This window comes from Methanohalophilus levihalophilus (assembly GCF_017874375.1).
Classification (GTDB): Archaea; Halobacteriota; Methanosarcinia; order Methanosarcinales; family Methanosarcinaceae; genus Methanohalophilus; species Methanohalophilus levihalophilus.
On the sequence record NZ_JAGGLK010000005.1, the window covers coordinates 1 to 4,148 of the forward strand.

The following is a 4,148-nucleotide window of genomic DNA, read 5'->3' on the forward strand; positions in this document are numbered from 1 at the left end:
AACCTTTGTGCGCCCTTGATATCTTTTCAAGGGCGTCCCGCCCCAGGCAAACTGCCCACCTATCGGGGTCCTCAGATGAGTTAGGGTCGTAATTCTGGAAGGGTAGTGTCCCAATTGTGACTCCACCCACGCTGGCGCGCGGGTTTCGACGTCTCCTACCTACACTGTACATCCAAAACCACAACCCAACGACAGGCTGCAGTAAAGCTCCACGGGGTCTTCACTTCCCCCTAGAGGTCTCTAGACTGTGCACTAGAATGCAAGCTTCACCGGATTCTGGCTAGGGACAGTAGAGCTCTCATTGATCCATTCATGCAAGTCGCCAATTAAGCGACAAGGTACTACGCTACCTTAAGAGGGTCATAGTTACCCCCGCTGTTTACAGGCCCTTCGTCCCGTTGAACCGAGGTTTCAGGTACCTGCACTGAGCAGGATTCAGAGATCGTACTAGCCCTTACGGGTTTGCGATCTCCTATGTTGATATTAGACAGTTAGAGCTCCCTGGTCACTGCGACCTGCTATCTTCATAGCAGGCACTCCTTCTCCCGAAGTTACGGAGCCAATTTGCCGAATTCCCTTAGCCAGTTTAATTCCGACACGCCTTAGCCTTTTCAGCTAGGGGCACCAGTGTCAGTTCTCGGTACGGACACTTGACTCCCTTTTCACGGGTCCCAGGGTGCAGTTGACTTTCGCCATAACATATTCGCCTGCTTCTCGCCATTACGGCTCTCCACAGGGTTCGATGCTTAGACGGCGCGACGACGCCGTTCAACCTGCCCCGAGACGTCAGTTTTATTGTCAAGTGGTACAGGAATATTAACCTGTTTCCCTTTTGGCGTACTCGAATTACGGTACGTCTTAGGACCGACTAACCCTCGGCTGACGATCATTGCCGAGGAAACCTAGCCCCTTCGGCGGTCAGGATTCTCACCTGACTATGCTGTTACTATTGCCAGGATTTTCGTTTCCGCACGGTCCACAGGACTTCACAGCCCTGCTTCTACCCGAGCGCAACGCCTTCCTACAAGATTACTTTTCAGTACTCCGTGGTATCGGTGGTCGACTTGAGCCCCGTCCATTTTCGGGGCCCCAAATCTCGACTGGTGGGCTGTTACGCACTCTTTAAAGGATAGCTGCTTCTAAGCTAACCTTCCAGCTGTCTAGGACTTGGGACACCCTTTAGTATTAACACTTAGTCGACACTTGGGGACCTTAACCACGGGCTGGGTTGTCTCCCTTACGGACTACAGGCTTACCCCAGTAGCCCGGACTCCGACCTTCTACGACGACGGTGGGTTTGGAGTTTGACAAGGGACTGAGGGATTTCTCCCCCGGGATCCCCAATCAGTGCTCTACTCCACCGACTATCTCTGGTCAGGTCATGCTACGACATGTTTTGGAAGGAACCAGCTGATGCCGGGTTAGATTAGCCTTTCACTCCGAGACGCAGGTCACACGAACGATTTGCAGATCAGTACCGCTTGCGGTCCTCCACGTAGCTTTCGCCACGCTTCAACCTGCCCACGCCTAGATCACCCGGCTTCGGGTCGTATTCCCATGACTCCACGCACTTGTATACGCCGTGCCTCTCCGAAGATGCGCACTTGTTGCTTTCGCTTCGGCTGCCTTTCTGCAAAGTTAGCCGTCGCCATGGAAATACACTCCCTGGCCCGTTCTTCAAAACGTAAGATATGACATCGGCAACATTACTCGTACTGCAGCCTCGCGGCTGTTTCCTTCGTAATGAAGATCCTTTCATGCCATATCGTTCTATCACCAACAGGTTTCAGGCACTTTTAGCCTCCCTTCTTGGGGTACTTTTCAGCTTTCGGTCACCCTACTAGTTCGCTATCGGTCTCAAGGAGTATTTAGTTTTGGAAGTTGGTGCCTCCCAAATTCACGCGTGATATCCAACACACGCTACTCAGGAATTGACCAAATCCGCCTTCTCATGTTTACGTGACTTTCACACTCTGTGGTTTAACGTTCCAGAAAAATTCAACTAAAGAAGGAGAGGATCTGAAGGTCAGTCCTTTAACACCACATTTCCCCACCATTTCCGGGGGGATTCGGTTTGAACTGTGCCGAGTTCACTCGCCGTTACTACCGGCATCTCTTCGATTTCTTTTCCTGCCCCTACTAAGATGTTTCAATTCGGGGCGTTCCCGATCATTACTGATCGACAATAGTCAAGAGGTCCCATTCGGAGATCTTTGGTTCACAGGCTCCATGCGCCTTCCCAAAGCTTATCGCAGCTTGGCACGTCCTTCATCAGCTCTTGAGCCGAGCCATCCACCTGCTGGCATATTTGCCAGAATTCCGCTTCACTTATTCCAGTAAGCGTCAGGTATAACGATCTTATACACGATCTCATTATGCTCCCTGTTGCAGGGGGAGCACATCCATCCTTCCCGGGCGACACTACTCGCCTGGTGCACTTGTAATGGACTTGCTGGGATTCGAACCCAGGGCCTTCGCCTTGCAAAGGCGACGATCTTCCAACTGATCTACAAGCCCTTGGTGAATTCTCCAACGAATTCATTTGTCAGTTTGTTTTCATGACATGGCAGTTTATCGATTTCTGATCGGTATTGGACAGTTTGTTAACCCTTCTTTGAGGGTTATGCTTAGGAGGTGATCCAGCCGCAGATTCCCCTACGGCTACCTTGTTACGACTTAACCCCCCTTGCGAAATTTAGGTTCGAATACGACACGATGTTCGTAACCTCACCCATACCTCACTCGGGTGGTTTGACGGGCGGTGTGTGCAAGGAGCAGGGACGTATTCACCGCGCTATGTTGAAACGCGATTACTACAGATTCCAGCTTCATGAGGGCGGGTTTCAGCCCTCAATTCGAACTACGGTTGGGTTTGTGAGATTACCATCACCTTTCGGTGTAGGGACCCATTGTCCCAACCATTGTAGCCCGCGTGTAGCCCGGGAGATTCGGGGCATACTGACCTACCGTAGCCCGCACCTTCCTCCGATTTAGCATCGGCGGTCCCCACAGAGTACCCATCATCCCGAAGGATATGCTGGCAACAGTGGGCACGGGTCTCGCTCGTTGCCTGACTTAACAGGATGCTTCACAGTACGAACTGGCGACGGCCATGCACCTCCTCTCAGCGATTCAGGCAAAGTCTTTAGCTTGGCCTACATATTGCTGTCGCCCCCGGTGAGTTTTCCGGCGTTGAGTCCAATTAAACCGCAGGCTCCACCTGTTGTGGTGCTCCCCCGCCAATTCCTTTAAGTTTCAGCCTTGCGGCCGTACTTCCCAGGTGGCTCGCTTCACGGCTTCCCTGCGGCACCTGAAACGGTCGCACCATTCCAGACACCTAGCGAGCATCGTTTACGGCTGGGACTACCCGGGTATCTAATCCGGTTCGTGCCCCCAGCTTTCGTCCCTCACCGTCGGACCCGTTCTGGTAAGACGCCTTCGCCACTGGTGGTCCCACAGGGATTACAAGATTTCACTCCTACCCCTGTAGTACCTCTTACCTCTCCCGGTCCCAAGTCTAACAGTATCCCCCGGAAGCCTAACAGTTGAGCTGTCAGATTTCCCGGAAGACTGATTAAACCGGCTACGGACCCTTTAGACCCAATAATAGTGATTACCACTCGGGCCGCCGGTGTTACCGCGGCGGCTGGCACCGGTCTTGCCCGGCCCTTGCTAACACATGCTATTTACACATGTGGACAGCCAACATAGTATGCTGGCACTCGGTGTCCCCTTATCGCGGTTTCCCGCATTGTAAAGTTTTCGCGCCTGCTGCGCCCCGTAGGGCCTGGATTCATGTCTCAGAATCCATCTCCGGGCTCTTGCTCTCACAACCCGTACCCGTCGTCGGCTAGTAGGTACGTTACACCCACTACAACCTGATAGGCCGCAGACTCATCCTTGGGCGCCGGAACTTTGAACCAAAGAGCATTCCAGCTTCAATGGCCTATTCAGGATTATCCCCAGTTTCCCGGGGTTATACTGAACCCAAGGGCAGATTGTCCACGTGTTACTGAGCAATCCGCTATGTTCACGAAGAACATGTAACTCGCATGGCTTAATCGAACACCGATAGCAGTAACCTCTGGCAGGATCAACCAGAATTTACTATTACACACATTAAGATATTTGGTCAATTAAGGAATTGT

At 52.3% G+C, this 4,148-nt stretch carries 1 tRNA gene and 2 rRNA genes; all 3 read right to left on the reverse strand.

What is annotated here, in order from left to right:
- Nucleotides 1-2,320: ribosomal RNA gene (locus J2755_RS11265) — 23S ribosomal RNA — on the reverse strand; the annotation flags it as partial.
- Between the two features lie 124 nt (nucleotides 2,321-2,444).
- Nucleotides 2,445-2,517 (reverse strand) — tRNA-Ala (locus J2755_RS11270).
- A gap of 112 nt (nucleotides 2,518-2,629) precedes the next feature.
- Nucleotides 2,630-4,104, reverse strand: a 16S ribosomal RNA gene (locus J2755_RS11275).
- Nucleotides 4,105-4,148: the final 44 nt, after the last annotated feature.